28 protein-coding genes are annotated in these 24,669 nt (G+C 37.3%); 6 read left to right on the top strand and 22 right to left on the bottom strand.

From position 1 onward, the window contains the following. Genes EV203_RS00980 through EV203_RS00970 form a run of 3 tightly spaced genes read left to right on the top strand, consistent with a single transcriptional unit; the run spans window position 1 to window position 3,086 of the window. Window positions 1-1,173, top strand: coding sequence for an efflux RND transporter periplasmic adaptor subunit (locus EV203_RS00980; RefSeq protein ID WP_132038903.1), 1,173 nt, complete (start codon window positions 1-3; stop codon window positions 1,171-1,173). Continuing rightward, on the top strand, window positions 1,170-1,865 hold the full coding sequence (locus tag EV203_RS00975; protein WP_438838072.1) for an ABC transporter ATP-binding protein: 696 nt from the start codon (window positions 1,170-1,172) through the stop codon (window positions 1,863-1,865). The genes EV203_RS00980 and EV203_RS00975 overlap by 4 nt, the downstream gene beginning before the upstream one ends. A 12-nt stretch (window positions 1,866-1,877) precedes the next feature. Then, window positions 1,878-3,086, top strand: coding sequence for an ABC transporter permease (locus EV203_RS00970; protein WP_009610930.1), 1,209 nt, complete (start codon window positions 1,878-1,880; stop codon window positions 3,084-3,086). Between the two features lie 29 nt (window positions 3,087-3,115). Here the strand turns inward: EV203_RS00970 and EV203_RS00965 are convergent, their stop codons facing one another. The 20 genes from EV203_RS00965 to EV203_RS00870 all read right to left on the bottom strand — a co-directional run bounded on the left by EV203_RS00965 (window position 3,116) and on the right by EV203_RS00870 (window position 21,572). Continuing rightward, window positions 3,116-3,745, bottom strand: coding sequence for an MBL fold metallo-hydrolase (locus EV203_RS00965; RefSeq protein ID WP_009610923.1), 630 nt, complete (start codon window positions 3,743-3,745; stop codon window positions 3,116-3,118). A 15-nt stretch (window positions 3,746-3,760) separates the two neighbouring features. Further along, window positions 3,761-4,210 carry a D-aminoacyl-tRNA deacylase gene (dtd, locus tag EV203_RS00960; protein WP_043884177.1) on the bottom strand — a complete coding sequence of 150 codons (450 nt, stop codon included), beginning with the start codon at window positions 4,208-4,210 and terminating at the stop codon, window positions 3,761-3,763. A gap of 10 nt (window positions 4,211-4,220) precedes the next feature. Beyond that, the gene (locus tag EV203_RS00955) at window positions 4,221-6,377 is read right to left on the bottom strand and encodes a RelA/SpoT family protein (RefSeq protein ID WP_132038902.1); all 2,157 of its coding nucleotides are present in this window, start codon (window positions 6,375-6,377) and stop codon (window positions 4,221-4,223) included. Window positions 6,378-6,427: 50 nt separating this feature from the next. After that, window positions 6,428-6,949 carry an adenine phosphoribosyltransferase gene (locus EV203_RS00950; RefSeq protein WP_132038901.1) on the bottom strand — a complete coding sequence of 174 codons (522 nt, stop codon included), beginning with the start codon at window positions 6,947-6,949 and terminating at the stop codon, window positions 6,428-6,430. Beyond that, the gene (gene recJ / locus EV203_RS00945) at window positions 6,946-9,387 is read right to left on the bottom strand and encodes a single-stranded-DNA-specific exonuclease RecJ (protein WP_132038900.1); all 2,442 of its coding nucleotides are present in this window, start codon (window positions 9,385-9,387) and stop codon (window positions 6,946-6,948) included. Before recJ ends, EV203_RS00950 begins: the two co-directional genes overlap by 4 nt. Before the next feature lie 19 nt (window positions 9,388-9,406). Beyond that, a complete protein-coding gene (gene ubiB / locus EV203_RS00940) occupies window positions 9,407-11,074 on the bottom strand; it encodes a 2-polyprenylphenol 6-hydroxylase (RefSeq protein ID WP_132038899.1) in 1,668 nt (555 codons plus the stop codon). A gap of 52 nt (window positions 11,075-11,126) precedes the next feature. Beyond that, on the bottom strand, window positions 11,127-12,038 hold the full coding sequence (gene secF / locus EV203_RS00935) for a protein translocase subunit SecF (protein ID WP_132038898.1): 912 nt from the start codon (window positions 12,036-12,038) through the stop codon (window positions 11,127-11,129). Window positions 12,039-12,050: 12 nt separating this feature from the next. Further along, complete coding sequence (gene secD, locus EV203_RS00930; RefSeq protein ID WP_132038897.1) at window positions 12,051-13,286, bottom strand: protein translocase subunit SecD; 1,236 nt, start codon at window positions 13,284-13,286, stop codon at window positions 12,051-12,053. A gap of 23 nt (window positions 13,287-13,309) precedes the next feature. Further along, complete coding sequence (locus EV203_RS00925) at window positions 13,310-13,867, bottom strand: gamma carbonic anhydrase family protein (RefSeq protein WP_011025522.1); 558 nt, start codon at window positions 13,865-13,867, stop codon at window positions 13,310-13,312. Continuing rightward, entirely contained in the window at window positions 13,824-15,233 is a 1,410-nt protein-coding gene (gene scfB / locus EV203_RS00920; protein ID WP_132038896.1) for a thioether cross-link-forming SCIFF peptide maturase, read from the bottom strand. The genes EV203_RS00925 and scfB overlap by 44 nt, the downstream gene beginning before the upstream one ends. Window positions 15,234-15,305: 72 nt before the next feature. Then, a complete protein-coding gene (gene scfA / locus EV203_RS00915; protein ID WP_022587783.1) occupies window positions 15,306-15,446 on the bottom strand; it encodes a six-cysteine ranthipeptide SCIFF in 141 nt (46 codons plus the stop codon). 52 nt (window positions 15,447-15,498) lie between these two features. Then, window positions 15,499-15,873: a TIGR04086 family membrane protein gene (locus EV203_RS00910; RefSeq protein ID WP_407636727.1), complete on the bottom strand. Its 375-nt coding sequence runs from the start codon at window positions 15,871-15,873 to the stop codon at window positions 15,499-15,501. A gap of 101 nt (window positions 15,874-15,974) precedes the next feature. Further along, window positions 15,975-16,280: a preprotein translocase subunit YajC gene (gene yajC, locus EV203_RS00905; protein ID WP_011025519.1), complete on the bottom strand. Its 306-nt coding sequence runs from the start codon at window positions 16,278-16,280 to the stop codon at window positions 15,975-15,977. 3 nt (window positions 16,281-16,283) lie between these two features. Further along, window positions 16,284-17,411 (bottom strand): tRNA guanosine(34) transglycosylase Tgt, encoded by a 1,128-nt coding sequence (gene tgt / locus EV203_RS00900; protein ID WP_132038895.1) that lies wholly within the window; start codon window positions 17,409-17,411, stop codon window positions 16,284-16,286. 16 nt (window positions 17,412-17,427) lie between these two features. Next, window positions 17,428-18,453, bottom strand: coding sequence for a tRNA preQ1(34) S-adenosylmethionine ribosyltransferase-isomerase QueA (queA, locus tag EV203_RS00895; protein WP_132038894.1), 1,026 nt, complete (start codon window positions 18,451-18,453; stop codon window positions 17,428-17,430). A 68-nt stretch (window positions 18,454-18,521) separates the two neighbouring features. Further along, window positions 18,522-18,734: a DUF2905 domain-containing protein gene (locus tag EV203_RS00890; protein ID WP_132038893.1), complete on the bottom strand. Its 213-nt coding sequence runs from the start codon at window positions 18,732-18,734 to the stop codon at window positions 18,522-18,524. Then, window positions 18,727-19,743, bottom strand: a complete 1,017-nt coding sequence (ruvB, locus tag EV203_RS00885) for a Holliday junction branch migration DNA helicase RuvB (protein WP_132038892.1) — start codon at window positions 19,741-19,743, stop codon at window positions 18,727-18,729. Before ruvB ends, EV203_RS00890 begins: the two co-directional genes overlap by 8 nt. 10 nt (window positions 19,744-19,753) lie before the next feature. Beyond that, window positions 19,754-20,317 carry a Holliday junction branch migration protein RuvA gene (gene ruvA / locus EV203_RS00880; RefSeq protein WP_011025515.1) on the bottom strand — a complete coding sequence of 188 codons (564 nt, stop codon included), beginning with the start codon at window positions 20,315-20,317 and terminating at the stop codon, window positions 19,754-19,756. Continuing rightward, complete coding sequence (gene ruvC, locus EV203_RS00875) at window positions 20,314-20,811, bottom strand: crossover junction endodeoxyribonuclease RuvC (protein ID WP_022587778.1); 498 nt, start codon at window positions 20,809-20,811, stop codon at window positions 20,314-20,316. Before ruvC ends, ruvA begins: the two co-directional genes overlap by 4 nt. Window positions 20,812-21,005: 194 nt before the next feature. Then, a complete protein-coding gene (locus EV203_RS00870) occupies window positions 21,006-21,572 on the bottom strand; it encodes a hypothetical protein (RefSeq protein WP_132038891.1) in 567 nt (188 codons plus the stop codon). A 109-nt stretch (window positions 21,573-21,681) separates the two neighbouring features. Between EV203_RS00870 and EV203_RS00865 the strand changes: the two genes are divergently transcribed. Next, window positions 21,682-22,128 (top strand): chemotaxis protein CheW, encoded by a 447-nt coding sequence (locus EV203_RS00865; RefSeq protein ID WP_132038890.1) that lies wholly within the window; start codon window positions 21,682-21,684, stop codon window positions 22,126-22,128. 18 nt (window positions 22,129-22,146) lie between these two features. Here the strand turns inward: EV203_RS00865 and EV203_RS00860 are convergent, their stop codons facing one another. Beyond that, entirely contained in the window at window positions 22,147-22,884 is a 738-nt protein-coding gene (locus EV203_RS00860) for a YebC/PmpR family DNA-binding transcriptional regulator (RefSeq protein WP_132038889.1), read from the bottom strand. Between the two features lie 12 nt (window positions 22,885-22,896). Further along, window positions 22,897-23,817 (bottom strand): cysteine synthase A, encoded by a 921-nt coding sequence (gene cysK, locus EV203_RS00855; protein WP_132038888.1) that lies wholly within the window; start codon window positions 23,815-23,817, stop codon window positions 22,897-22,899. 129 nt (window positions 23,818-23,946) lie between these two features. On the opposite strand from cysK, the gene EV203_RS00850 reads away from it, so the two are divergent. Both EV203_RS00850 and EV203_RS00845 read left to right on the top strand, forming a co-directional pair. Further along, window positions 23,947-24,303, top strand: coding sequence for a sulfite exporter TauE/SafE family protein (locus EV203_RS00850; RefSeq protein ID WP_132038887.1), 357 nt, complete (start codon window positions 23,947-23,949; stop codon window positions 24,301-24,303). Continuing rightward, window positions 24,300-24,653 (top strand): sulfite exporter TauE/SafE family protein, encoded by a 354-nt coding sequence (locus tag EV203_RS00845; protein ID WP_132038886.1) that lies wholly within the window; start codon window positions 24,300-24,302, stop codon window positions 24,651-24,653. The genes EV203_RS00850 and EV203_RS00845 overlap by 4 nt, the downstream gene beginning before the upstream one ends. Window positions 24,654-24,669 lie beyond the last annotated feature (16 nt).

Raw genomic sequence — 24,669 nt, 5'->3', positions numbered from 1 at the left:
ATGGAAAATAAAAAAAGTATCTGGATTTGGATTGTAGTTTTAATTATTGTGGTAGCTTCTATCTACTTTATCTCTGTAAAGAACAAAGAGGCAGGCTCTGCAGTCGAAGTCACTGTTTCTAAGGTGGAAAAAGGAGACCTCGTTTCTCTTTTCTCTACCAGTGGCGTAGTAGAATCAAAGTCTAAACAGGAATTTTACATATTTTCACCTACAAAAGTCTTAAAAGTGTATGTTTCTGTCGGTGATCAAGTAAAAAAAGGGGATAGACTTTTAGAGTTAGAAACGCAGGACCTTTCTATTCAATACCAAATTGCAAAAAAGCAACTGGAAATGGCGCAAATACAGTTAGAAGCATTAAAAAATTTAAAGCAGAAACAAACTGAACAAAGTCAAATTCCAACTCCTTCTTTACCACAGCAAGCTCCCGCTTCAGAGCAGTCAATACCTCATCAGACTCAAGCACAGTTTCAACAGCCTACTTCCTCTTTAAGCCTTGATGACCAGATTAAGCTTCAGGAAAAGCAGGTAGAAATTGCTGAGTTAAACTTAAAAAGCATACAGCAGAACATGAACAAAATGCAAAAATACGTGACAGCTGACTTTGATGGAACGGTAACTTCTTTAAACGCAAAAGAAAATAATTATTTCACTTCAACCCAGTTCCCCGCAATAACAGTAGAAGATTTGCAAAATTTGCAAGTAGTGTTAGATGTAAACCCTTATGACGCGGTAAGCTTAAGCGAAGGACAGCAAGCCTACATACACTTTGCAGGCAAAACTTTTGAAGGAAAAGTGAATAAAATAAGCCCTACCGCTGTAAAAGTGATGAGCCAAACAGGAGGAGACAGCGTAGTTAAAGTCTATGTAGATATTCTAAATAACGATGGCACAATAAAACCTGGATTTAAAGTAGATGTAGACATAAAGATTGGAGAAAAGAAAGACACAATAAAAATACCCTCAGAAGCAATCGTAACTGATAAGAACGGCAACGAATTTGTGTATGTGGTTGAAAATGGAATAGCAAAGCAGAGAAAAGTAAAAACAGGCCTTGTCTCAGACCTTGAAACAGAAATTTTAGAAGGAGCAAATGTGGGAGATAAGGTCATACTAAATCCGAGCGCTGCCATAAAGGATGGAGTGAAAGTAATGACGAAAGGCGGTAAAGAATGATGGTAGAGCTTGAAGGAATAAAAAAAGTCTACAGCCTAGGAAAAGTGCAAGTAGAAGCATTAAAAGGAGTATCCCTAAAAATAGACAAAGGAGAATACGTGGCAATAGTAGGGCCTTCAGGCTCTGGCAAATCCACTTTAATGAATATAATTGGACTTTTAGATAGGCCAACTGCTGGAAGCTATAAACTAAATGGAGTAGAGGTCTCTACTTTAAGTGATGACCAGTTGGCTTATTTAAGAAACCGTCAGATAGGTTTCGTGTTCCAATCTTTCAATCTCTTGCACAGATTAAACGCGTTGGCAAATGTAGAACTTCCAATGTTATACGCAAAAATACCATCAAGAGAAAGAAGAGAAAGGGCACTAAAAGCATTAGAAATAGTTGGGCTATCTGATAGAATTTATCACAAGCCTAATGAACTCTCTGGAGGTCAACAGCAAAGAGTTGCAATCGCCCGAGCCATAGTGATGAACCCTTCTTTTCTTCTGGCAGATGAACCTACAGGAAACCTCGATACAGCTTCCAGCATTGAGATAATGAAGATTTTCCACCAATTAAACGAAGCAGGTACTACAATTATCATGGTCACACATGAACAAGACATTGCAAATCATGCAAAAAGAATAGTTCGCTTAAGAGATGGGCTCATTGTAGAAGACAGTTTGGTTTCAAATAGAATAACTTATTGACAGGTGAGAATAATGTATATCTGGGAAGCCTTTAAAGTAGCCATTGAAAGTATCTTAAGTAATAAGCTCAGAACTTTCCTAACAATGTTGGGTATCATAATAGGAATCGCTTCTGTGATAACAATTGTGTCTTTGGGAGCAGGAGGGCAAAAGGCAATATTAGGAGAGTTTGAAAAAATAGGCGTAAATGTATTTTCTATAAAAATGAGAAACGACGTGGACATTCGAGAGGGCGATAGGTTAACCTTAAGAGATGTAGAAATGATAAGAAAAAGATTGCCTTCTGTAAAATACGCTGCACCAGTAGCAGAAAAAATGGGACTTGCTAAAACTGAAAAATACACTAAAAGAGCTCTTTTTATAGGAACAGACTTTGACTATGGCAATATTTCCAGCCTCAAAGTAATTCACGGGAGATTCCTAAATGAAAAGGACATCTTATTAGGAAGAAATGTAATACTCATTGATAAAGACTCAGCTATAGAACTGTTTGGTTATGAAGACTGTGTAGGAAAGAGTATTAAAATAGGCACCTATTATTATTTTGATACAGCGAAGATAATTGGCGTCATAGACAGTGGAAATTTAAAAAGCTTAGGTGGATCAATAGCTGATCAAATACCCATAATCGCTGCAATTCCTATAACTTACGCACAAAAAATTTTCCCTGACATAAACATATCTCAAATTTATGTAATGACTTACGACCAAAGCCAATTAGAAGAAGCTTCTTCCCAGGCAGTGCGTTTAATAGAATCATTACACCACAACAAAGACAAATACAAGACAGAAAATCTTATAAGTTTTTTAGAGGAATTTAACAGAATCCTTGGGATATTTACAACTGTGATAGGTGCGATTGCGGGTATTTCTCTCTTGGTAGGCGGAATAGGAATTATGAATATAATGCTTGTCTCTGTAACTGAACGCACCAAAGAAATAGGGATAAGAAAGGCAGTAGGTGCAAGGAGAAAAGATATAATGATACAGTTTTTGATAGAGTCTGTTACCATATCCCTTATAGGAGGAGCAATAGGAATTTTGCTGGGATACCTCTTAGCTAATATCGTAGGCCCCTTTATCGACATAAAACCAATTATTTCAATAAACGCGATACTTATCGCTTTCTTCTTCTCCACCGCAGTTGGAATATTCTTTGGAATATACCCTGCTCAAAAAGCAGCAAAACTAGACCCAATAGTAGCATTGAGATATGAATAAAAAGCAAGGGGATAAATTCCTCTTGCTTTTTATACTAAATTTTTCAAAAACATATTAAGCCTTTTTTCCCTTCCTATTGTGGAAAAATCACCATGGCCCGGGTATATCACTGTTTCATCTTTTAAAGTTAAAAGCCTTTCTTTTATTGAAGCCATGAGAGTTTCAAAATTTCCTCCAGGAAAATCGTGTCTTCCTATAGAACCCCTAAATAAAGTATCCCCTGTAAAGTATACATCTCCAATCTTAAAGCATACACTTCCTTTGGTGTGCCCTGGTGTAGAGATAACTTCTAAAGAATAATTTCCGAAGCCTAGTACATCTTTGTCTTTTAGAATTATATCAGCTGGTGAGCAAATCACCTTTTTAAAGACCATCTCTGATAAATTCTGAGAAGGGTCTAAAAGCATCGGAGCATCTTCTTCTGAAATCGCAACTTTTCCTCCTGTAAAGGCTCTGATCTCCTCTACTCCGCCTATATGGTCAAAATGCCCGTGAGTAAGAAGGATGTGCTTTACCTTTATACCATTTTCTTTTATATAGTTCTTTATCTCGTCATACACTTCTCCAGGGTCTATTATTATTCCCTCTCTTGTATCTCTATCCCAGACAACGTATAAATTTGCTCCATAAGGTCCCACCACGTACCTTTTTACTTCCATAGATCTCAGCTCCACTTAAAATAATTTTTTTGAGTCAATCAAAATAGTGACTGGGCCATCATTTTCAATCAATACCTTCATCATAGCTTGAAATTTACCAGTTTCCACTTTTACTCCCTTTTTTCTGACTTCTTCTACAAGCTTATTGAAATAAGGAAGTGCTTCCTCAGGCCTTTTTGCAGAAGTAAAACTGGGCCTTCTACCCTTTCTCACATCTCCCATAAGGGTAAATTGAGAAACCAAAAGCATTTCTCCTCCCACATCAAGAAGGGATAAATTCATTTTTCCCTCTTCATCTTCAAAAACCCTCAAATTCACCAGTTTGTCTGCCATATAAGCTATATCTTCTTCCGTGTCATCTTCAGCAATTCCCACTAAAACCACAAACCCTTTCCCTATAGCCCCCACAACTTCGCCGTCTACCCTCACTTCTCCGCGAGTTACTCTTTGTACAACAGCTCTCACAAAATCACCCCTATGCACTTAATCTGTACACATCCATTACTCCTTCTAGAGACTTAAGGCGGTTCATCACCTTTTCTAATTGCTCTTTTGAAGTAATCTCTAAAGTGAGATTTATAATGGCTATGTTGTCTCTAGTAGTCCTGGCGTTTATAGCTTTTACATTTATTTTAGCATCTGCCAAAACTCCAGTAACTTCTGTCAAAAGCCCAAACTTATCATTTGCCATAATCTGAATATCTGTTTGATAGGCCATGTTTCTATCCTGTGCCCATTCCACTTCCACTATTCTGTTTTTGTCATACAGGAGGTCTCTCACATTCGGACAATCTTTCCTGTGAATGGAAATTCCTCTTCCTCTCGTCACATATCCAACTATTTCATCTCCCGGCACAGGAGAACAGCACTTAGCAAATCTCACCATGACATTGTCAACGCCCTTTACAATAACCCCAGCGCCATTTTTTTTCTCTTTCTTTCTCTCTTCTTTTGCTGGAGCTTGTACTTTAGCGATGCTCTTTTGAGATTTCTTTAATTCCTCTTTAATTCTTGGAATTACCTGGTTTAACGTAAGTCCGCCATAACCTATTGTAGCGTATAAGTCCTCCATTGTATGGATGTTTAATTTCTTTAACACTTCTTCCCATATTTCTGTCTTAATCATTGAAGGCTGTATCCCCTGGCGCCGCAGCTCTTTCTCTAACATTTCTTCTCCGCGAGCTATATTCTCTTCCCTTTTCTCTTTTTTAAACCACTGCCTTATTTTGTTTCTCGCCTGAGAAGTCTTGACAATCTGCAGCCAATCCCTACTAGGCCCTCTATCTTTATTAGGACTTACTAGTATTTCCACAATATCTCCCGTCTTAAGCTGATAGTTTATAGGAACTATTCTCCCATTTACTTTGGCACCGTTCATCCTGTGACCTATTTCAGTGTGTATGCTGTACGCAAAATCGATAGGAGTAGACCCTGCCGGCAAGCTGATGACATCCCCTTTTGGAGTAAACACAAAAACTTCGTCTGTAAAAAGGTCTATCTTTAAAGTTTCCATAAACTCTTTAGGGTCTTTCAATTCCTTCTGCCATTCTAAAAGCTGCCTTAACCATACAAGCTTTTTGTCAAACTCGTCTTCTGTGGTCTTCCCTTCTTTATAGCGCCAGTGGGCTGCAATACCGTATTCAGCAGTTTTATGCATCTCCCACGTCCTTATCTGTACTTCAAAAGGCTCTCCTTTTGGGCCTATAACTGTGGTATGAAGAGATTGATACATATTTGGCTTAGGCATAGCGATGTAATCTTTAAAACGCCCTGGAATTGGCTTCCATAAGGTATGCACTATTCCCAACACGCCGTAGCAGTCTTTTACCGTATTTACAATTATTCTTATAGCTAAAAGGTCGTAAATTTCTTCAAAAGTCTTATTTTGAGTCTTCATTTTTTTGTATATGCTGTAAAAATGCTTTGGCCGCCCATCTACTTCCGCTGGTATACCCATCTCATCTAATTTTTGCTTGATAGTGGCTATTATGTTTTGTATAAATTCTTCTCTCTCTTTTCTCTTTGCAGCAACTTTTTCTACTAAGTCGTAATACTCTTCAGGGTGCAAATACCTCAGGCACAGATCTTCCAATTCCCATTTTATTTTTGATATTCCCAGTCTGTGGGCTATAGGCGCATAAATTTCTAATGTCTCCTCTGCCTTTTCCTTCTGCTTATCAGGAGGCAAATACTTTAAAGTTCTCATGTTGTGAAGCCTGTCGGCTAATTTTATGAGTATCACCCTTATATCCTTTGCCATCGCTATTAACATTTTTCTCATGTTTTCAGCCTGTTGCTCAACTTTGCTTTTATACTCTATCTTTCCCAATTTGGTAACCCCATCTACCAGGTCAGCAATTTCTTTTCCAAATTCTTCCATCAACTGGTCATAAGTAACACCTGTGTCCTCAATCACGTCGTGCAAAAGCCCTGCAACAATTGTAGTAAGGTCTAGCTCCAAATCAGCAAGAATGTATGCGACTTCTACAGGATGCACAATGTAAGGCTCCCCTGAATTCCTTACCTGCCCCTCATGGGCTTTCACTGCAAAGTTGTAGGCTTTATATAAAAGGTCTAAATTTGCATTTTCCCCCATGTATTGTTTTACTCTATTTATTACTTTTTCTATCACAGTCATCACACCTTATAATTTAAAGTGGCAAAATGCCACTTTAAAGATATTTAGAACTTTATTAATGAAATTATATCATATCCGTCAAGCTTTTTTCTACCATCTAGAAATGTCAGTTCCGTCAAAAACAAAATAGAATCCACTACTCCTCCCAAGCTTTCTACAAGCTTGGCTGAAGCGTAAACAGTTCCCCCTGTAGCCAGAAGGTCATCCACTATCACAACTCTCTGCCCCTTAACTACCGCATCTTTGTGTATCTCAAGAGAATCCAGGCCGTACTCTAGTTCATATTCGTAGCTTAAGGTTTCAGCAGGTAACTTCCCGGGTTTTCTCACCGGAACAAATCCCACTCCTAACCGGAAGGCAAGAGGAGCTCCAAATAAAAATCCTCTTGCTTCAGGGGCAGCTATAAGGTCAAATTTTCTGCCCTCTAAGGCCTTTGCTAGCATTTCTATAGAATAATTAAATGCCTTAGCGTCCTTTAAAACAGGCGTTATATCCTTAAACCTTATTCCTTTCTTGGGGAAATCTGGTATTTCTCGTATCATTTCTTTAATGTCCTCTAGCGTCATTGTAAAACCTCCTTAAAATTCGGTTTAAAGATGGACTTGGCAAACTTAATAAATTCTCTTTTAGCCGAGATTATCTTCTGCAGAATTTCGGTTTCTTCTAGATTAACCTTTTCAGCTACAAAATTTTTGCTCAACATTAAAATATTATCACGTTCTTCTACATTTATCAATCCTGTTTCTTTCATTGCTTCTAAGCAAATTCTGAATTTTATAGGATTCAAATTCAAATCAGGATGCAAATGACCTTTAAAGAAAATGTTATTCCCTTCATCTACAAACTTATAAAGCCTTATAAAATCCTCTCGCCGAGGAAAAATCTCATCAAAAACCCTTAAATTATTATATACGTCCTCTTTTCTGAAAATTAAATGAACTTTCTTTTTATCAGAGAGAGAAATGATGTTGTAAAACAACTCTTTGTCAAAAGGAATGTCATACATCACTATATCATCATAAAAGTCACAAGGCTTAAAAGAGTGCGGGAAAAACAGTATGACATTTTTTCCTTGACAATATCTAGTAGATACGGAAAAATTGTAAAATTTCTCTATTTTAAGGTACCTAAGTAAAGACCTCAGCTCTATCTCAGTGCTTACCAACACAAGGGTTTTTCTGTCACTTTTAAAAAGCCTCAGTACATATCTCTCTTTGTCCTGCATACCTCTTTTATCAATAATATCTCCTAAGCTTTTGTTTACTCTCTTCCTTTGGGATTTAGAAGAAATTAAAACTCTGCTCAGATTTTTATAATATGCAAAAAGCGGAAATCTAATCCTTAAATCTTTCACATTTATAACTACTGATTCTATCCCATTCCAATTATTTATGTCTACAGTTCCAACAACATCTATGACATCCCCTATTCCTACCTTTATTTCTTTGGAAGAAAGGTCAAAAATCAACAGTTCATAAACAAAATCATCCTTCCGCCCTATGATTTTTACGTGCTTTCCGTTATTCACTTCAAAAATCTTTTCAACAGTGAGCCCCTCAAAAAGCAAGATAGGTCGGGGGTTGTCAACCCCAAAGGGCTTTAATTCTTGAAGTTGCTTTGCCACCTTTATATTTATTTTTTCTTCTTTTGCCCTAGCATCTACTTTTAAAGTAGGAATAAGGTCTATATCTTTCAACACAATATCAGCATATTCATTTATTTTCTTTTTAAAAAGGTCTAAGTTATCTTTTTTAATAGTCAGTCCTCCCGCCATCTCATGACCGCCATATTTAACCAATAAATCTCTACAATATTCCAATCCTTTGTAAAGGTTAAACCCCTCAATACTTCTACCTGAACCCTTACCCTCTTCTTCCTTCAGACTTATCAGGATAGAAGGTCTGGCATATTTTTCAGTTATTCTAGAAGATACAATTCCAATAACTCCAGGATGCCATTTTTCATCCCATAAAACTATCACTTTATCTTTTTTCAAATCGACGGACTCTTCTACTTTTTTAACAGCTTCTTCTAAAATATTATTTTCAATATTCTGCCTTCTAGAATTTTCTTCGTTAAGATATCTTGCTATCTCTTCCACTTCTTTTTCATCTTCACTTATCAACAACCTAACAGCTGCCTCTGCGCTTTTTAACCTTCCTGCAACATTTAGGCGAGGTGCCAGAATAAAACCTACGTGATATTCATCAATCCGCACATTCTGTAACCCTGAAGCCTTTATAAGAGCTTTTAAACCGAGGTTTTGCGTTTCATTTAATTTTTTTAGACCTTCTTTGACAATTATTCTGTTCTCTCCTACCAGAGGTACAATATCAGCAATAGTACCTAAAGAAACAATATCCAAAAAGTCAAAAGCCTTCTCACCAATAAGACTTTGGGCTAATTTAAATGCAACCCCCACCCCTGCTAAATCGCTAAAAGGATAAGCGCCAGGCAAATGAGGATTTACTACCACATCTGCCTGTGGAATTTCTTCAGGTATGCTGTGGTGGTCAGTGATTACCACCTCCAACCCAACAGATTTAGCTTTTTTTACCTCATTAACAGCAGTAATTCCACAATCAACAGTGATTACAAGTTTTGTCCCTTTTTGGACAATTTTTTCTATAGCCTCTTCGTTTATTCCATAACCCTCTGATATTCTTTCAGGAATATAAAAATCGACCTTCCCTCCCAACTTTTTAAGAGTAAGGTACATAAGAGAAGTAGCAGTAATCCCATCTACATCGTAGTCTCCATAAATCGTAATTAAATTGCCCTCTTGGAGATGTTTATTTATCAATTCTCTGGCTTCTTTTATCCCTTTTAACAAAAAAGGAGATAACAAATCACTTAATTGGGGTTCTAAAAAATTTTTTACCTCTGTAATTCCCCTAGAAACAAGTACTTCTGAAACAACTCTCGATAAAGAGTATTTTCTTGTTATCTCCTCCACCTTTTGAGGGTCATTTTCTTTTATAACCCACTTATAAATTTTGGTCATCCAACTCACCCATAAGTTTTCATTTTTTTCTTCTGTCTACTATAAAAATGCGATAAAATACCCATAGACACAACAGAGTGGCAATCATATATCCAAAAAAACCAATGGCATTATATCCAAAAATTTTGTATCCACCACCATAAGTCAAAACGAGTGATGAACCAACAATCAAAGCTGAAGCTATTATACTCACAATTACTTTGTTTATCATGATATTCAAATCATATCTTAAGCTCTCACTTTCATCTATATTTATCCTAACTTTAATATCGTCCTTTATAAGCTTTGTCATTATGCTCTGCAATCTAAAAGGAAGTTTTCTAAGTATTACTAAAGCTTTGTGCAATTCCTTAGAGTTTTCTTTGATTATTTCCTTTACATCAATTTTTTGAAGGTACATCTGTTTGACGAAGTCTTTTGCCACATCTGAAATGCTAAAGTCCGGATCTAAGTCTCTCCCTACCCCCTCAACCGTAGCTAATGACTTTAGAAAGAGAGTAAATCCTGGTGGCAACATCAATTTATGTCTATGAACAATAGCCATAATTTTTTTCATAGAATCATTCACACTTATGTTGCGCAAAGGAGTATTGTAAAAATAATTTATTATCCGGCCTAAATCGGCTTTTAAGCTTCTCAGATTTGTGTCAGACCTTATAGCACCAATATCTGACAAAATCTCTATGACTTCTTCTGTATCATTTTCTGCAAAGGCTTTAAAGAGTTCTATGAGAACTTCCCGTGACGACTTATCAAGATATCCAACAATTCCAAAATCTATATAAGATATCTTTCCCTCTTTCGTTATTAAGATATTCCCTGGATGAGGGTCACCGTGAAAAAGGCCATACTTATATACTTGTAAAAAAATAGCCCACACACCATTTCTTGCTATTCGTTTAAGGTCATATCCCATTTTAATTAACAGATCTTTATTTTTAACACTTATCCCTTCTACATATTCCATTGTAAGTACTCTCTTTGTGGTGTATTCCCAATACACTTTAGGGATATATATATAATTTTCATTCTTAAAATTTTCTCTAAACCTATCTGCATTATTTCCTTCTTGGGTGTAATCCAATTCATTCAATAAAGAATCTGTCAGCTCCTCTACTATTTCTACAAAATCTATTGGAGAATCAATTATTCGGTCGTTTAAGACTTTAGCAATACTCTTAAGGATTACAACATCAGCATTGACCTTTTCTGCAACTTCTGGCCTTTGAACTTTGACAACTACCTCTTTTCCTTCTCTCGTCCTTGCTCTGTACACTTGTCCGATAGAAGCAGAAGCAATAGGTTCTTCCTCAAAATAGCTAAAAAATTCTTTAATATCTCCTTTTAACTCACTTTCCAAAACTCCTCTAATAGAATTAAAATTTTCAGGTGCGACTTTGTCCTGGAGTTTTGCCAGTTCCAATAAAATGTCGTGAGGTATAAGGTCTGCTCTTGTACTTAAAAGTTGCCCCAATTTTATAAAAGTTGGCCCCAATTCTTCTAATGTTTTCCGAATTCTCTCTCCAGCTCCCATGTAATCATGACTTTTCAGTATATAAAAAGGTATATGTCTACCTTTTAATAAAATATCAGAAATAAAACCAAAACCATTTTTAGTTAAAATCTTTAATATCTCTTTATACCTTTTGGTAATATTTTTATTTCTAAAAACAAAAAGCAAATTCATTTTTTCACCTCAAGAGATATTATGCCACTACGTTTTTGGTATTATTTAAAACTTAGGCTTTTATAGGTTTATTAGAGGTTTTTCTCCTCTTTTCTCTATTCTTAATTAATACCCAAAGAGGAGTAGAGATAAATATCGAAGAATACGTTCCCGAAGTTATCCCAATAAGCAAAGGCAATGCGAAATCTTTCAATGCCTTAGGTCCTAAGAAATACATTAAAATAAGCATAATTAACGTAGTCAAAGTTGTATTTATTGACCTTGTAAGAGTCTGATTTACACTGTCATTTGCAATTTTTGCATAATCCGATCTTCTCATGATTTTTAAGTTATCCCTTATTCTGTCAAAAATTACAACAGTATCATTAACAGAATAGCCAAATACAGTTAAAACTGCTGCTATAAAAGGGGCATTCATCGTTATGTTAAAAATAGTATATACAGAAATTAGTATAAGCACATCGTGGAGTAAACCAATCACTGCCGCCACACTCATTGTAAATTCAAATCTAAATCCTAAATAGACAAACATTGCAATAGAAGCCAGCAATACAGCTCCTATCATTCCCAATTTTATTTCTCTCCCTAAAGAAGGTCCCACCTGCTGTGACATTATTATGTCATCTTCTGTTAAGTTGTACTTTTTTTCGATATCTTTTATTATTGAAAGCTGCGTTTCATGAGAAATAGGGCTCGTCTTTATTGAAACATGATCACCTTTTGTCCCTACTTTTTGTATTTGGTAGTCTTTGACTTTATATTCATTTAAAATTTTAATTATATCCTTTGTGTCAAAAGGTTTGCCAATTTTAAATTCCATTATTGTTCCACCAGTAAAATCTATTCCCCAATTAAATCCATCTACAAGCATGGCTATTACGCCGATTAAAATTATGATCCCTGATATTGCAAACCAAATCTTCGTTTTGCCAATGACATCTATATGAAATCCGTGTTGGTTCACTTAATTCCCCTCCTATGCTCCATAAAGTTTTATATTCTTTGTCAGATCCATATCAAGGAGCGCATGTAACAAAAATCTCGTTACAGTTATAGCTGTGAATAAGCTGGATATGACACCTATTAGAAGTGTTAAAGCAAAACCTTTCACATTTCCAGAGCCCATGTAAAAAAGTATAATAGTACCAATAATAGTAGTCATATTAGCATCAAAAATGGCTCTGAAGGCCCTTGCAAAACCTGCATCTAAAGCAGCTCGTATGCTTTTACCAGCTCTTAATTCTTCTTTAAATCTTTCAAAAATTAAAACATTAGCATCAACAGCCATCCCAATTGACAATAGGAAGCCTGCAATACCAGGTAAGTCTAAAGTTATATTAAGTAAAGAGTAAATTATTAGATTTATCAATATGTATATTAAAAGGGCTATATCTGCCATTACTCCTGGCAATCTATAAAAAGCTGCCATAAATAGTAAAATAAGTAGCACGCCGTATATACCAGCTTTTACACTGGCATTATAAGCATTGGGCCCTAATGTTGCACCTACTGAACTATAAGCTATAGGTTTTAGCGTTACAGGCAAAGAACCAGCTCTTATAAGAGTAGCCAATTCAGATGCTTCTTGGAAATCTTTCAAGCCAGTAATTACTGCATTTCCTGTCGTTATCACATCTTTGACAGTAGGTGCTGAGATAACTTTATCATCTAACAGTATTGCAATAGGTTGTCCCAAAAACTTCTGTGTTGCTTCTGCAAACTTTTTCGTGCCCTCTGCATCAAGTACTAACGTAACTTGTGGTTGCTGTATTCCTGTTTCAGTATGAGCATACACTGCTTTAGAATCTTTTACATTTGCTCCTGTCAAGATAACCTTCCCATCTGGGCCCACAAACTTTAACTGCGCAGTCTTACCAATTATCTCTATCGCTTTATCTGGGTCTTTCATACCTGGCAACTCCACACGGATTCTGTTAGAACCTTGCTGCGCTATGACAGGCTGCGTCACTCCTAAAGCATCTACTCTATTTCTTATAACAGCAATAGCCTTATTTATAGCATCTTGTGTCACATTTCCCTGAGCTTCTTCTAATACATATACGCCTCCTCTTAAATCAAGTCCCAGTCGTATGCGATCCTGAATTGGTGAAATAGAGTAATTACCCGCTTTAATTCCAAAAAAAGCCACATACGCCACCATTGCTGAGACCAAAATTACAGAAAAAAATTTAATAAAGCCTCGACTTCTCATCTAAATCCTCCTTTGTCGTTTGACTAACTATTTTCTATTATATTACTTTTATTGTAAACGGTCAATTGCCCAAACTCAGAAAAATGCAATTTTGCTAATTCTACATAGTGTTCGTAGGACTTATGGATGCTTTCTATCTCCTCTTCTGTGAGCTGCCTCACTACTTTAGCAGGGCTTCCTATGACGAGGCTCCCTGGAGGAATTTTCTTGCCTCCTGTCACTAAAGCACCAGCTCCAATTATGCAATTATCCCCTATCTCTGCATCATCCAGAATAATTGCTCCCATTCCTATCAACACGTTATTCCCCACTTTACAAGCGTGGACAATTGCTCCGTGCCCTATTGTGCAGTATTTTCCTATATAGCAGGGATGTCCATCTGTCACATGCACTACACAGTTGTCCTGTATATTTGTCCCTTCCTCCACCACTATCTTATCAACATCCCCTCTTAAAACCGCTCCATACCAGATATTTACGTTCTTTTTTATTTCCACATCCCCAATAATCTCAGCAGTCTCGGCTATATAAGCCTCTTCATCTATTTGCGGCTTTATCCCTTTGTACTCTTTGATAATCACCTTTTTCACCCCTCAATGTAAGGTAAGCCTTTATGGCAATGGCATTTTCAATGCGCCTTTTTTGCATTTCACAGGCAAGTTTATAAGGTTTGTTAATATCTCCGTTAATATTATAATTATTTGCAAAGCACCCACCGCTGCAATAAAATCTCGCCCAGCAATTAGCGCATTCTTCCCTTTTGTAAATATCACTTTCCATGAATTTTCTCTGCAACTCTATATTTGTAATTCCTTCATCTAAAGTTCCCAATTTAAATTCCTCAATCCCTACAAACTGGTGACATGGGTAAATCTCCCCATCAGGAGTTACAGCTATATATTCAAATCCCGCACCACAACCCTGTAATCTTTTCTTTATGCAGGGCCCACCTTTTAAGTCTATCTTAAAATGATAAAAAGCAAAAGGTCTCCCTTCCTCATAGCGCCTTATATACTCTTCTGCTAATCTGTCGTATTCTTCAAAAATTCTATCTAAGTGCTCTTCCTTCAAAGTGTAGTCCCTGTCCTCTTTTTCTACAACAGGTTCTACTGAAATTTCATACACTCCCAAATCGGCTATATGAAGCACATCCTCCACAAAGTCCAGATTTTTAGCAGTAAAAGTCCCTCTAACATAGTATTCCTTTTTACCCCGTGTCTTAACAAACTTTTGAATTTTTGGCACAATAACATCATAGGTGCCGCTTCCATCAGCCCTTACTCTCATCCGGTCGTTTACTTCTTTCCTGCCATCTAAACTTAAGACCACATTTGAAAAATTTTCATTGAAGTACTCTATCTTTTCATCGTCTAAAAGAACTGCATTTGTAGTTATTGTAAACTTGATATTTTTCTTGTTCTCTTTTGCCTTCTGTTTGCCATACTCCACTAATTGCTTAACAACTTCAAAATTTAAAAGGGGTTCACCGCCAAAAAAGTCAATTTCAATATTTCTCCTCTTACCAGAACTCTTTATCAAAAAATCTATGGCTTTTCTCCCCGTCTCAAAGTCCATCAATTTTCTTCCACCTTTAAAATCTCCAGTAGAAGCAAAACAATACTTGCACCTCAAATTACAGTCATGAGCTACATTCAAACACATTGCCTTTATCACAGAATCCGCTCTTGAAATTGCTATATCTTTGTATATATCCTCAGTAAAAAGAAGTCCGTTTTCCTTTAACTCATCGACTTCTGAAATCGCCTCTAAAATATCTTCTTCTTTGTACTTATCTTTTAGCAAATTTACAATTTCCTCGCGAGAATGGTTTTCGTAATAATCTAATACATCATACACTACATCATCCACCACATGTATGGCACCACTTACTGGGTCAACCACTATGTTAAGTCCCAATCTTTTAAATTTATGCATTGTCGCAGCCATTTTTAAACCTCCATTGCAAGTTTAAATGGCAGTAAATACTTACTGCCATTTTAAGGTGGTTATGTATTAAAGTTAGTTATACTGGCACTCTTGATTACCTACAGTGCAGGAAGTCTTACAAGCAGACTGACAGGATGCCTGGCATTCTCCACAACCAGGTTTTTTAAGGCTCTCTCTCAATGTGGGCTTGTTAATTGTTATAATTCTCCTCATCTTCCTTCCCTCCTCCCGCTTTATTATAACACATAAAAAGAAGGAAGGAAAGTTATAAATTGATGCCTATCATCCCTCCCAAAGAGCCCAGAAAAGCTCCCCATAAAAACTTTACAGCCAGCGAAGATGAGGGTCCAAATTCCTTCACCAAAAAAGTTCCTAAAAGTGCCATCACTGCAATGTACAAAATTCCTGCAATTCCGCCATTTAACCAGCCTTTGCTGGCAGTATTCCTTGCAGATAGGGCTCCTGCCAATACCACTCCTGTAATAGTGACGAAGATTGTGAATTTAGGCAAAGCCATCTCCGAAACAGAAGTAAAAGTTAAAAGAAGGGCGTAGATTATGAAAAAAAGAAGTGTAATTATGTAAGAGACTAAAACTCCAATTAAAATGCCTGAAAAATTGATTCCACTCCTTTTATCCATCACAAAGTGCCTTCTCAACCTCCTACCCCCTTTCACTTCTCACTAATATCTATGCCAAAAAACAAAAACATAGTACAAAAAAGATGCGGACTAGCCGCACCCTACTTTGATTCCTTATCTCCTTTATTGTTGTTAGATTCTGCTCTGCTCACAACTCCACCTACTGCCCATTTAGCAATCTTTAATCTTACCTTGTCTGCTCCCATTTCAAGAGTTATCACATCGTCCTTTATATTGAGTATCTTTCCATAAAAACCGCTTTTAGTTATAATTTCATCTCCAGGCCTCAAAGAATCCAGCATTTCTCTCTCTTTTTTCTGCCTTCTCTGCTGTGGCAAAATAAGTAAAAAGTAAAAAATTGCAATTAAAATCGCAAATTGAATGAGTACATAAGTAGTTTCGTTCATTCACTATTCCTCCCTGTTCCCATAGTATTTTCTTAAAAACTCTTCTTTGAATTCCAGCAGGCGATCTTGCCTTATGGCCTCCCTTATTTTCTCCATCAATTTAATTAAAAAATAGAGATTGTGGTAGGTAGCAAGCCTCGCCGCCAAAATTTCCTTCGCCTTAAAAAGATGCCTTAAATAAGCTCTAGAATAATTCTTGCAGGTGTAACAGTCGCATTCCTCATCCAGTGGCGAAAAGTCTTCAGCATACGGCGCATCTCTCACTATCAATTTGCCTCTGCTTGTAAATACAGTTCCATTTCTGGCAATTCGCGTAGGCAATACACAGTCAAACATGTCAACCCCTCTTATCACACCTTCTATAAGGTCTTCGGGCGTTCCCACCCCCATCAGATATCTCGGTTTATCGTGAGGCAAATAATCAGTAGTAAAATCTATAATTTCGTACATAAGGTCTTTTGGCTCACCAACACTTAAACCCCCAATAGCATATCCGGGAAAATCCATATCAACTAACCTTTCTGCGCATTCTCTTCTTAAATCTTTATAAGTTCCCCCTTGCACAATGCCAAAAAGAGCCTGTCTATCCGTATTTTTATGGGCTTTTTTCCCCCTCTCCGCCCACTTTATTGTAAGTTCCATAGACCTTTTTACATAGTCATAGTCAGCAGGATAAGGGGCACATTCATCAAAAGACATGATTATATCAGACCCCAGCGAATTCTGTATCTCTATCACTTTTTCAGGAGTAAAAAAATGTTTTGACCCGTCAATGTGAGACCTAAATTCCACGCCATCTTCTGTAATTTTTCTCAAAGAGCTTAAACTAAAAACTTGAAATCCGCCGCTATCTGTTAAAATAGCCCTATCCCAGTTCATGAATTTGTGAAGACCACCTGCTTTTTCAATAATCTTGTGGCCTGGCCTTAAATAAAGATGGTAGGTGTTTCCTAAAATAATTGTAGCGCCCATTTCTTTTAGCTCATCAGGGGTCATCGCTTTCACTGTAGCCTGCGTACCTACAGGCATAAAAACTGGCGTCTCTATAACTCCATGGGGGGTTTCAAGAATTCCCAATCTTGCCTTGGTCCTTGCATCTTTTTTTATAACTCTGTACTTTATCGCAGCCATTTTTACCTCCTGTCCTTTATATGATAAGCATTGCATCTCCAAAGCTAAAGAACCTGTATTTATTCTCAATAGCCACTTTATACGCCCTCATTATATTCTCTTTTCCTGCAAAAGCAGAAACCATCATTATGAGGGTAGATTCAGGCAGATGGAAATTTGTAATCATCCCGTCTATCGCTTTAAACTTATATCCAGGATATATAAAAATATCTGTCCATCCGCTTTTTGGATGAATATATCCGCTCTCATCTGCAACCGTCTCTAAAGTGCGAGTAGAAGTAGTCCCTACAGCTATTATGCGGCCTCCATTTTTTCGAGCTTCATTTATGGCTTTTGCGGCTTCTTCTGTAACAATGTAAAACTCCTCGTGCATCTTGTGGTTCTCTATTATTTCCTCTTTAACAGGCCTGAAAGTGCCCAACCCCACGTGAAGAGTTATGAAAACCGTCTTTACTCCCATATTTCGAATTTCATCCAGCAATTCCTCTGTGAAATGAAGACCTGCTGTAGGTGCTGCAGCCGAGCCTTCATACTTGGCGTATACCGTTTGATACCTATTCTTGTCCTTTAGCTTTTTCTTTATATAAGGAGGAACAGGCATCTCACCCAACCTGTCCAATACCTCTTCGAACACCCCATCGTAGTAAAATCTTACTATGCGCCCTCCCGCCTCTGTGGTATCGATTATTTCTGCCACAAGCTCTCCATTTCCAAATACCACCCTTTTGCCCACCTTTGCCCTTTTGCCTGGTTTCACTAAAACCTCCCACTCATTCATTGAAGTCCTTCTCAAAAGCAAAAGCTCTACCTTTCCTCCAGAATCCTCCCTCTGTCCAATGAGCCTTGCAGGAATTACTTTTGTGTCATTTAAAACCAGACAATCCCCTTCTTTTAGATATTTAGTTATGTTTTTAAAAATGTCGTGCTTTATCTCCCCTGTCCTTCTATCTAAAATCATCAATCTGGAACTTGCCCTATCTTCTAATGGCTCTTGAGCAATTAACTCCTCCGGCAAATCAAAGTAGAATTCACTTCGCTTCATACCCTACTCCATCCCTTTTCAAGAATGCATATGGTGATTATACCGTTAAATCAAAAAATTTTCAATACTTACCTTCTAAAAAGCCAGAAAAGAAGTGTTAAAAATACGCTTAATAAAAGGCTTGTCATCAATGGAAAATAAAAAGTAAAATTTCCCCTGTGATAAACTATATCTCCTGGCAAACGGCCCAAACCAATTTTTGAACCTGCTGAAAAAAGAAGTCCTATGGCGATTAAAATTGCTCCCATAAATATTAACATTTTGCCAAAGTTGTCAAACATCCTCAATCCTCCTCTGCTCAACATAAGGGTACTTAAGATACTGATAGGCCAGTTTTGTAACTACTCTCCCTCTTGGAGTTCTATTTAAAAATCCTATCTGCATGAGATAAGGCTCGTACATATCTTCTATTGTATCCACATCTTCACCAACTGATGCAGCAATAGCATCAATTCCAACAGGTCCTCCGCCAAACTTCTCTATTATTGCAATCAAGATCTTTCTATCAATTTCCTCTAAGCCCATTTCATCGACCCCAAGCATGTTTAAAGCTATATTTGCCGTATTGTAATCAATATAGCCATTTCCTTTCACTTCTGCGAAATCTCTCACCCTTTTTAAAAGCCTGTTAGCTATTCTGGGAGTTCCTCTGGACCTTCTAGCTATCTCAAAAGCTGCATCTTCGTCAATACCAATATTCAAAATATTAGCTGACCTTTTTATAATTTCCTTTAATTCCTCTACTGAATAATAATCAAGGCGATTTATGACTCCAAATCTACTCCTTAAAGGAGAAGTCATGAGAGCTGCCCTTGTAGTAGCTCCAATAAGCGTAAATTTAGGAAGGCTAAGCCTTATAGACCTAGCACTTGGTCCCTTCCCTATTACTATGTCAAGCTCAAAATCTTCCATAGCAGGATACAAAATCTCCTCAACGCTTCTGTTTAATCTGTGAATCTCGTCTATAAAGAGTATGTCGTTCTCCTGCAAATTTGTCAGAATTGCCGCCAAATCCCCAGACCTCTCTATAGCAGGTCCTGAAGTTATTTTTATGCCTACTCCCATTTCATTGGAAATAACTGTAGCTAAAGTAGTCTTCCCAAGCCCAGGAGGGCCGTAAAGTAGCACATGGTCTAGTGGTTCTCCTCTTTTTTTAGCTGCTTCTATATAGATTTTTAGCTCCTGTTTTATTTTCTCCTGTCCTATGTACTCAGAAAGCCACCTGGGACGGAGACTGTATTCCGTCGCATCCTCTTGAGTAAAATTTTGAGTCAATATCCTTTCTTCCATTTACTTCACCCTATTTCGCCAATTTTTTCAGCGCCTCTTTGACAGCCTGTTCCACACTTTCACAGTTTACATCAGAAAGAGCGTAAATAGCCTCACTTTTAGTATAACCCAATGCTAGCAAAGCCTCTAAAGCCTCATTTAACAGGCTGTCCTCTTTCGGGACTACAACCTCTTTGGGCACTTTATCCTTGAGCTCTAATATGATCCTCTCTGCTGTCTTCTTTCCTATGCCAGGAGCTGCTGTTAAAATTTTGTAATCACCGCTGTTTACTGCCTTTATAAAGCTTTCTATTGGCACAACAGAGAGAATAGAAAGAGCACCTTTAGGTCCTACGCCGCTCACAGAAAGTAATTTCTCAAAAAGTTCTAGCTCTTCTTTTCTCTTAAAGCCAAAAATCTGAAATCCATCTTCCCTGACGTAAAGGTATGTGTAAAGCTTTGTTATATTTCCTTTGGGAGGCAACTCCTTCATAGTAGAAAAGGGCACAAAAATTTTTATACCTATGCCCATAAGGTCGATTATCACATGATCTGGTCCTATGTCTTCAATAATTCCCCTTATGTACTCAATCATCGCCCATACCCCAGTCTTTCCAACATATTATTGCTGTGGCAGTGGCAAATGGCAACGGCCAGCGCATCAGCCACATCATCTGGCTTTGGTATCTCATCAAGATTTAAAAGCACCTTTACCATCTGCTGAACCTGCTGTTTTTCCGCTCTCCCATACCCAACTACTGCCTGTTTCACCTGTAGGGGGGTATACTCATACACTTTTACTCCTGAATTTACAGCAGCCAGTATTGAAATCCCTCTAACTTCTCCAATTGTAATTACCGTCTTAGAATTTTTATTGTAGAAAAGCTCTTCAATCGCTACAATCTCTGGACGATAAAGCTTTATAATATCTTCAAGTCCTTTATATAGAGTGTAAAGACGAAACGCCTTGTCAACTCCCACATCTGTAGTGATGGCTCCATAAGCTATGGGAAAAAATTTGTTGTTCTTATACTCAACGACTCCATATCCCAATGTGGCAATTCCCGGATCTATTCCCAATACCCTCATTCTTCTCCTCTCCTTTTATTTATTTTAACATCAATAGAGTTTATAAACAAGAAAAAGTTCTCCCGAAGGAGAAATCGACCTTTCAAAGACAAAATTAAGTCCCTGTTTCCTACCTTCAAAAACAGGGACTTTTTTATAAATCTAGATAGAGTTTTTTTAAACTTCGCTCTGAAGTCTCCCGAAGGAAAACTCCTTTAAGAGCTTAAATTTGCCAGTATCTGATAAGCTTCATCCTTATCTTTTGTAACTATATTCTCCATAACTCTTTCCCTGTCAAAAGGCGTCAAACTTTCAATAGAAATGTCCGTCTTTTCTACAACTTCTTTATGTCCATTTCCATCGCTTTTGAGCAAAACCACATAACCGTCAAGCACAGAAATTATGTAATAATCTGGCGGCAAACCTTCTTTTTCCCTACATAAGACTATCTCTTCATCGTCAAATTTTATAACCCTCCATCCAGAATATATCTTTTCCAATTCCTCTTTTGACTTGCCGTAAAGGGAAGGAGTAAGCTTTTGCTCTTCTCGTACAACTTCACCATTTTCAAGATACCTGGTCTCAAAAATTAACTTTTTATAAAAATCTGCTCTTTTAGCAAGAGCTTCCTGCTGAATGGGAAATGGTTTTTCATACTTTGCGCTTTTCGCTTCCCTTTCCTTTTCATTCTGTTTAACGCTTATGAAATATCCTGTCATCGCTCCCAAAAATATAGCAAAAATATATATAGCAACCATCTTATAGGAAATTATCTTTTTCATAACATCTCCTCCTGTTTTATGTAATTATAACCAATTTTAAAAAATTTATTCTTCTTGCAGGATTTTGTCAAAAAATATCGAATAATATCTAGGAAGGAGGAGATGGGAAATGCCAAAACAGATTGTAGTATTTAAATTAAACAACGAGGACTTTTGTGTAGACATCAATCAGGTGGTAGAAATCATAAGGCTTCAGACCATCATCAAAGTGCCAGATGCACCTTCTTTTGTAGAAGGCATAACCAATTTAAGGGGCACAGTAATCCCCATAATAGATCTCAAGAAAAGATTTAATCTGCCCACATCAGAAAAAAATGAAAACAACAGAATAATTGTGGTAAATGTCACAGAAAGGCCTGTAGGGTTCATAGTAGACTCAGTGACAGAAGTTTTAAGAGTTGAAGATTCCACAATACAAGAAGCGCCAGACATAATAAAAGGAATTGGAAGAGAGTACATAACTTCTATCATCAACCTAAACGGAAGGTTGATTATCAACCTTGACTTACATAAAATACTTACAGAAAAAGAAAAGAAAGAGATAGAGCATATTTAGCTTTCTATCTCTTTCTTTTTATTCCTCCTCATCTTCTAATTCTACATTGTGGTAAACATTCTGAACATCGTCATTGTCCTCAAGTTTGTCAATCAATTTCTCGAATTTCTCATAGTCTTCAGGACTTAGCTTAATGGTGTTTTTAGGAAGCATTGTAATTTCTGCCTCAGAAATTTTATATCCTGCTTTTTCTATAGCCTCCCTTACTTCTTGGAAATTAGAAGGGTCAGTTATAATCTCAAATTCTCCCTCGTCCGCCGAAAAATCTTCTGCTCCGGCCTCTATCGCCACCATCATCAAGTCCTCTTCATTTACGGAATCAGTTTTTTCCACTACTATAACCCCTACTTTGTCAAACATCCATGTGACAGATCCAGCAGCCCCTAGAGTGCCGCCATTTCTGTCAAAAATATGCCTTATTTCACCTGCTGTGCGGTTCTTGTTGTCGGTTAAAGCCTCAACAATTATAGCTGTACCTGCCGGGCCATATCCTTCGTAAATTACCTCTTCAAGCTTTGCTCCTCCTAATTCACCAGTACCCTTTTTAATAGCCCTTTGAATATTTTCACCGGGCAAATTAAAGGCTTTTGCCCTTTCAATTGCTAATTTCAGTTTACTGTTAGTCTCGGGGTCTCCCCCTCCTTCTTTTGCCGCCTTTATGATATCTTTTGTAAGTTTAGTAAAGATTCTCCCTTTTTTAGCGTCCATTTTTTCTTTTTTGTGCTTTATATTAGCCCATTTGGAATGTCCAGCCATAAACATCCCTCCTTAATATTCTCTGAAAATCTGCGTACTTAAATACCTCTCTCCGCTGTCTGCCGCTATTGCAAGGACTTTCTTCCCTTTTCCTAATTTCTTAGCTACATTAAGCGCTGCCCACAAAAAAGCACCAGTAGAAATCCCTGCCAAAACACCTTCTTTTTTGGCCAAAATTCTAGTCATTTCAAAGGCATCTTCATCTTTCACTGGTATCACTTCATCTAGCACTTCTCTATCCAAGACTTTGGGTATAAAGCCTGCTCCAATTCCCTGAATCTTGTGGGGACCCGGTTCTCTTCCAGATAAAACTGCGGCAGAGTAAGGTTCTACCCCCACAATCTTTATATCTGGAAAAACTTTTTTAAGGGCTCTACCAACTCCTGTAATAGTCCCTCCTGTACCTATACCCGCTACAAAAGCATCTAAACCTTCCTTAAAATCCTCTATTATTTCCTTTGCAGTAGTCTCTTCATGAATTAAAGGATTTGCCAAATTCTCAAACTGCTGGGGCATGAAATAGTTCTTGTTCTGCTTAACTAACTCTTCCGCTTTTCTAATAGCTCCCTCCATGCCCAGTTTTCCAGGAGTCAAAATCACCTCTGCCCCGTAAGCAGCCAAAAGCATCCGCCTTTCCATGCTCATGGTGTCAGGCATGATTATTATAACTTTATATCCTTTTGCAGCCCCCACCATTGCCAGCCCTATTCCTGTATTTCCACTGGTGGGTTCCACAATCACACTGTCTTTTTTTAATATCCCTTCTTTTTCTGCCTTTTCTATCATAGCAAGGGCAATTCTGTCTTTGACGCTGCCGGCAGGGTTAAAAAACTCAAGCTTCAAGTACACTTCAGCGCTATTTTTATCAGGCACCTTATTTAACTTTACCACAGGGGTTTTCCCTATCAAATCAAGAATATTGTTTGCCACCATTTTAAAGACCTCCATACATACATTGCTATACCCATTTTAAACTGACAAAACTTAATCTGTCAAATGGAAATTCGAATAGTTAAAATTTTTAGAGGAAAACTAATAGCAAAAAGATGGCAAGGTGATAGAATGTCAAAAAACAAAAAACTTTTTCTCATAGGAACTGCAACAGGCTTCATAAACGGGCTTTTGGGAGCTGGTGGAGGAACATTGATAGTCCCTGCCCTGGTATTTTTGCTAGGCATAGAGGACCATAAGGCTCATGCCACAGCAATTTCCATAATCCTTCCCTTAACAGTAATAAGTAGCTTCATCTACCTTCAAAGCAAAATAATAGACCTCCCCCTCACACTCAATGTAGCCATAGGAGAAACTTTTGGTGGAATTATAGGAGCATATTTTCTCAACAAAATTTCAATTCCATTTTTAAGGAAAATCTTCGGTGTAATAATGATAACCGCCGCCTTCAGGATGTGGGTACAATGAAGCTATTTTTAATTGGCCTTTTTTCAGGAATTATTGGTGGAATGGGGATAGGAGGAGGCACAATACTTATTCCTGCTCTCACTATAATAATGGGCGTAGAACAGCATACAGCTCAGAGCGTAAATTTACTCTCCTTTATTCCCACAGCTGTAATTGCCCTTATATATCACTTAAAAAAGAGAAACATAAAATACTCCATACTTCCACTCATAATCACAGGTGGAATAATAGGTAGCCTAGTAGGTGCCAATATAGCTATTGTAACTAAAGCAATTCTTCTTAAGAAAATATTTGCAATTTTGCTATTTTTAATAGGCACATATGAAATCCTCTCAAAGCCACGAAAATGAAAATAAGAGGAGAAAT

The sequence above is a fragment of the Caldanaerobacter subterraneus genome, assembly GCF_004345675.1.
In the GTDB taxonomy this organism is placed as follows: Bacteria; Bacillota; Thermoanaerobacteria; order Thermoanaerobacterales; family Thermoanaerobacteraceae; genus Thermoanaerobacter; species Thermoanaerobacter subterraneus.
Note: the sequence above shows the minus strand (reverse complement) of the source record. Positions and strands in the feature narration are given on the sequence as shown.

Excerpts from the sequence above, each read along its gene's own strand:
- EV203_RS00980 (WP_132038903.1), top strand. The coding sequence starts at position 1 with ATGGAAAATAAAAAAAGTATCTGGATTTGGATTGTAGTTTTAATTATT.
- EV203_RS00975 (WP_438838072.1), top strand. The coding sequence starts at position 1,170 with ATGATGGTAGAGCTTGAAGGAATAAAAAAAGTCTACAGCCTAGGAAAA.
- EV203_RS00970 (WP_009610930.1), top strand. The coding sequence starts at position 1,878 with ATGTATATCTGGGAAGCCTTTAAAGTAGCCATTGAAAGTATCTTAAGT.
- EV203_RS00965 (WP_009610923.1), bottom strand. The coding sequence starts at position 3,745 with ATGGAAGTAAAAAGGTACGTGGTGGGACCTTATGGAGCAAATTTATAC.
- EV203_RS00950 (WP_132038901.1), bottom strand. The coding sequence starts at position 6,949 with ATGACGCTAGAGGACATTAAAGAAATGATACGAGAAATACCAGATTTC.
- recJ (WP_132038900.1), bottom strand. The coding sequence starts at position 9,387 with ATGACCAAAATTTATAAGTGGGTTATAAAAGAAAATGACCCTCAAAAG.
- ubiB (WP_132038899.1), bottom strand. The coding sequence starts at position 11,074 with ATGAATTTGCTTTTTGTTTTTAGAAATAAAAATATTACCAAAAGGTAT.
- secD (WP_132038897.1), bottom strand. The coding sequence starts at position 13,286 with ATGAGAAGTCGAGGCTTTATTAAATTTTTTTCTGTAATTTTGGTCTCA.
- scfB (WP_132038896.1), bottom strand. The coding sequence starts at position 15,233 with ATGGCTGCGACAATGCATAAATTTAAAAGATTGGGACTTAACATAGTG.
- scfA (WP_022587783.1), bottom strand. The coding sequence starts at position 15,446 with ATGAGGAGAATTATAACAATTAACAAGCCCACATTGAGAGAGAGCCTT.
- EV203_RS00910 (WP_407636727.1), bottom strand. The coding sequence starts at position 15,873 with ATGGATAAAAGGAGTGGAATCAATTTTTCAGGCATTTTAATTGGAGTT.
- yajC (WP_011025519.1), bottom strand. The coding sequence starts at position 16,280 with ATGAACGAAACTACTTATGTACTCATTCAATTTGCGATTTTAATTGCA.
- tgt (WP_132038895.1), bottom strand. The coding sequence starts at position 17,411 with ATGGCTGCGATAAAGTACAGAGTTATAAAAAAAGATGCAAGGACCAAG.
- queA (WP_132038894.1), bottom strand. The coding sequence starts at position 18,453 with ATGAAGCGAAGTGAATTCTACTTTGATTTGCCGGAGGAGTTAATTGCT.
- EV203_RS00890 (WP_132038893.1), bottom strand. The coding sequence starts at position 18,734 with ATGTTTGACAACTTTGGCAAAATGTTAATATTTATGGGAGCAATTTTA.
- ruvB (WP_132038892.1), bottom strand. The coding sequence starts at position 19,743 with ATGGAAGAAAGGATATTGACTCAAAATTTTACTCAAGAGGATGCGACG.
- ruvA (WP_011025515.1), bottom strand. The coding sequence starts at position 20,317 with ATGATTGAGTACATAAGGGGAATTATTGAAGACATAGGACCAGATCAT.
- ruvC (WP_022587778.1), bottom strand. The coding sequence starts at position 20,811 with ATGAGGGTATTGGGAATAGATCCGGGAATTGCCACATTGGGATATGGA.
- EV203_RS00870 (WP_132038891.1), bottom strand. The coding sequence starts at position 21,572 with ATGAAAAAGATAATTTCCTATAAGATGGTTGCTATATATATTTTTGCT.
- EV203_RS00865 (WP_132038890.1), top strand. The coding sequence starts at position 21,682 with ATGCCAAAACAGATTGTAGTATTTAAATTAAACAACGAGGACTTTTGT.
- EV203_RS00860 (WP_132038889.1), bottom strand. The coding sequence starts at position 22,884 with ATGGCTGGACATTCCAAATGGGCTAATATAAAGCACAAAAAAGAAAAA.
- cysK (WP_132038888.1), bottom strand. The coding sequence starts at position 23,817 with ATGGTGGCAAACAATATTCTTGATTTGATAGGGAAAACCCCTGTGGTA.
- EV203_RS00850 (WP_132038887.1), top strand. The coding sequence starts at position 23,947 with ATGTCAAAAAACAAAAAACTTTTTCTCATAGGAACTGCAACAGGCTTC.
- EV203_RS00845 (WP_132038886.1), top strand. The coding sequence starts at position 24,300 with ATGAAGCTATTTTTAATTGGCCTTTTTTCAGGAATTATTGGTGGAATG.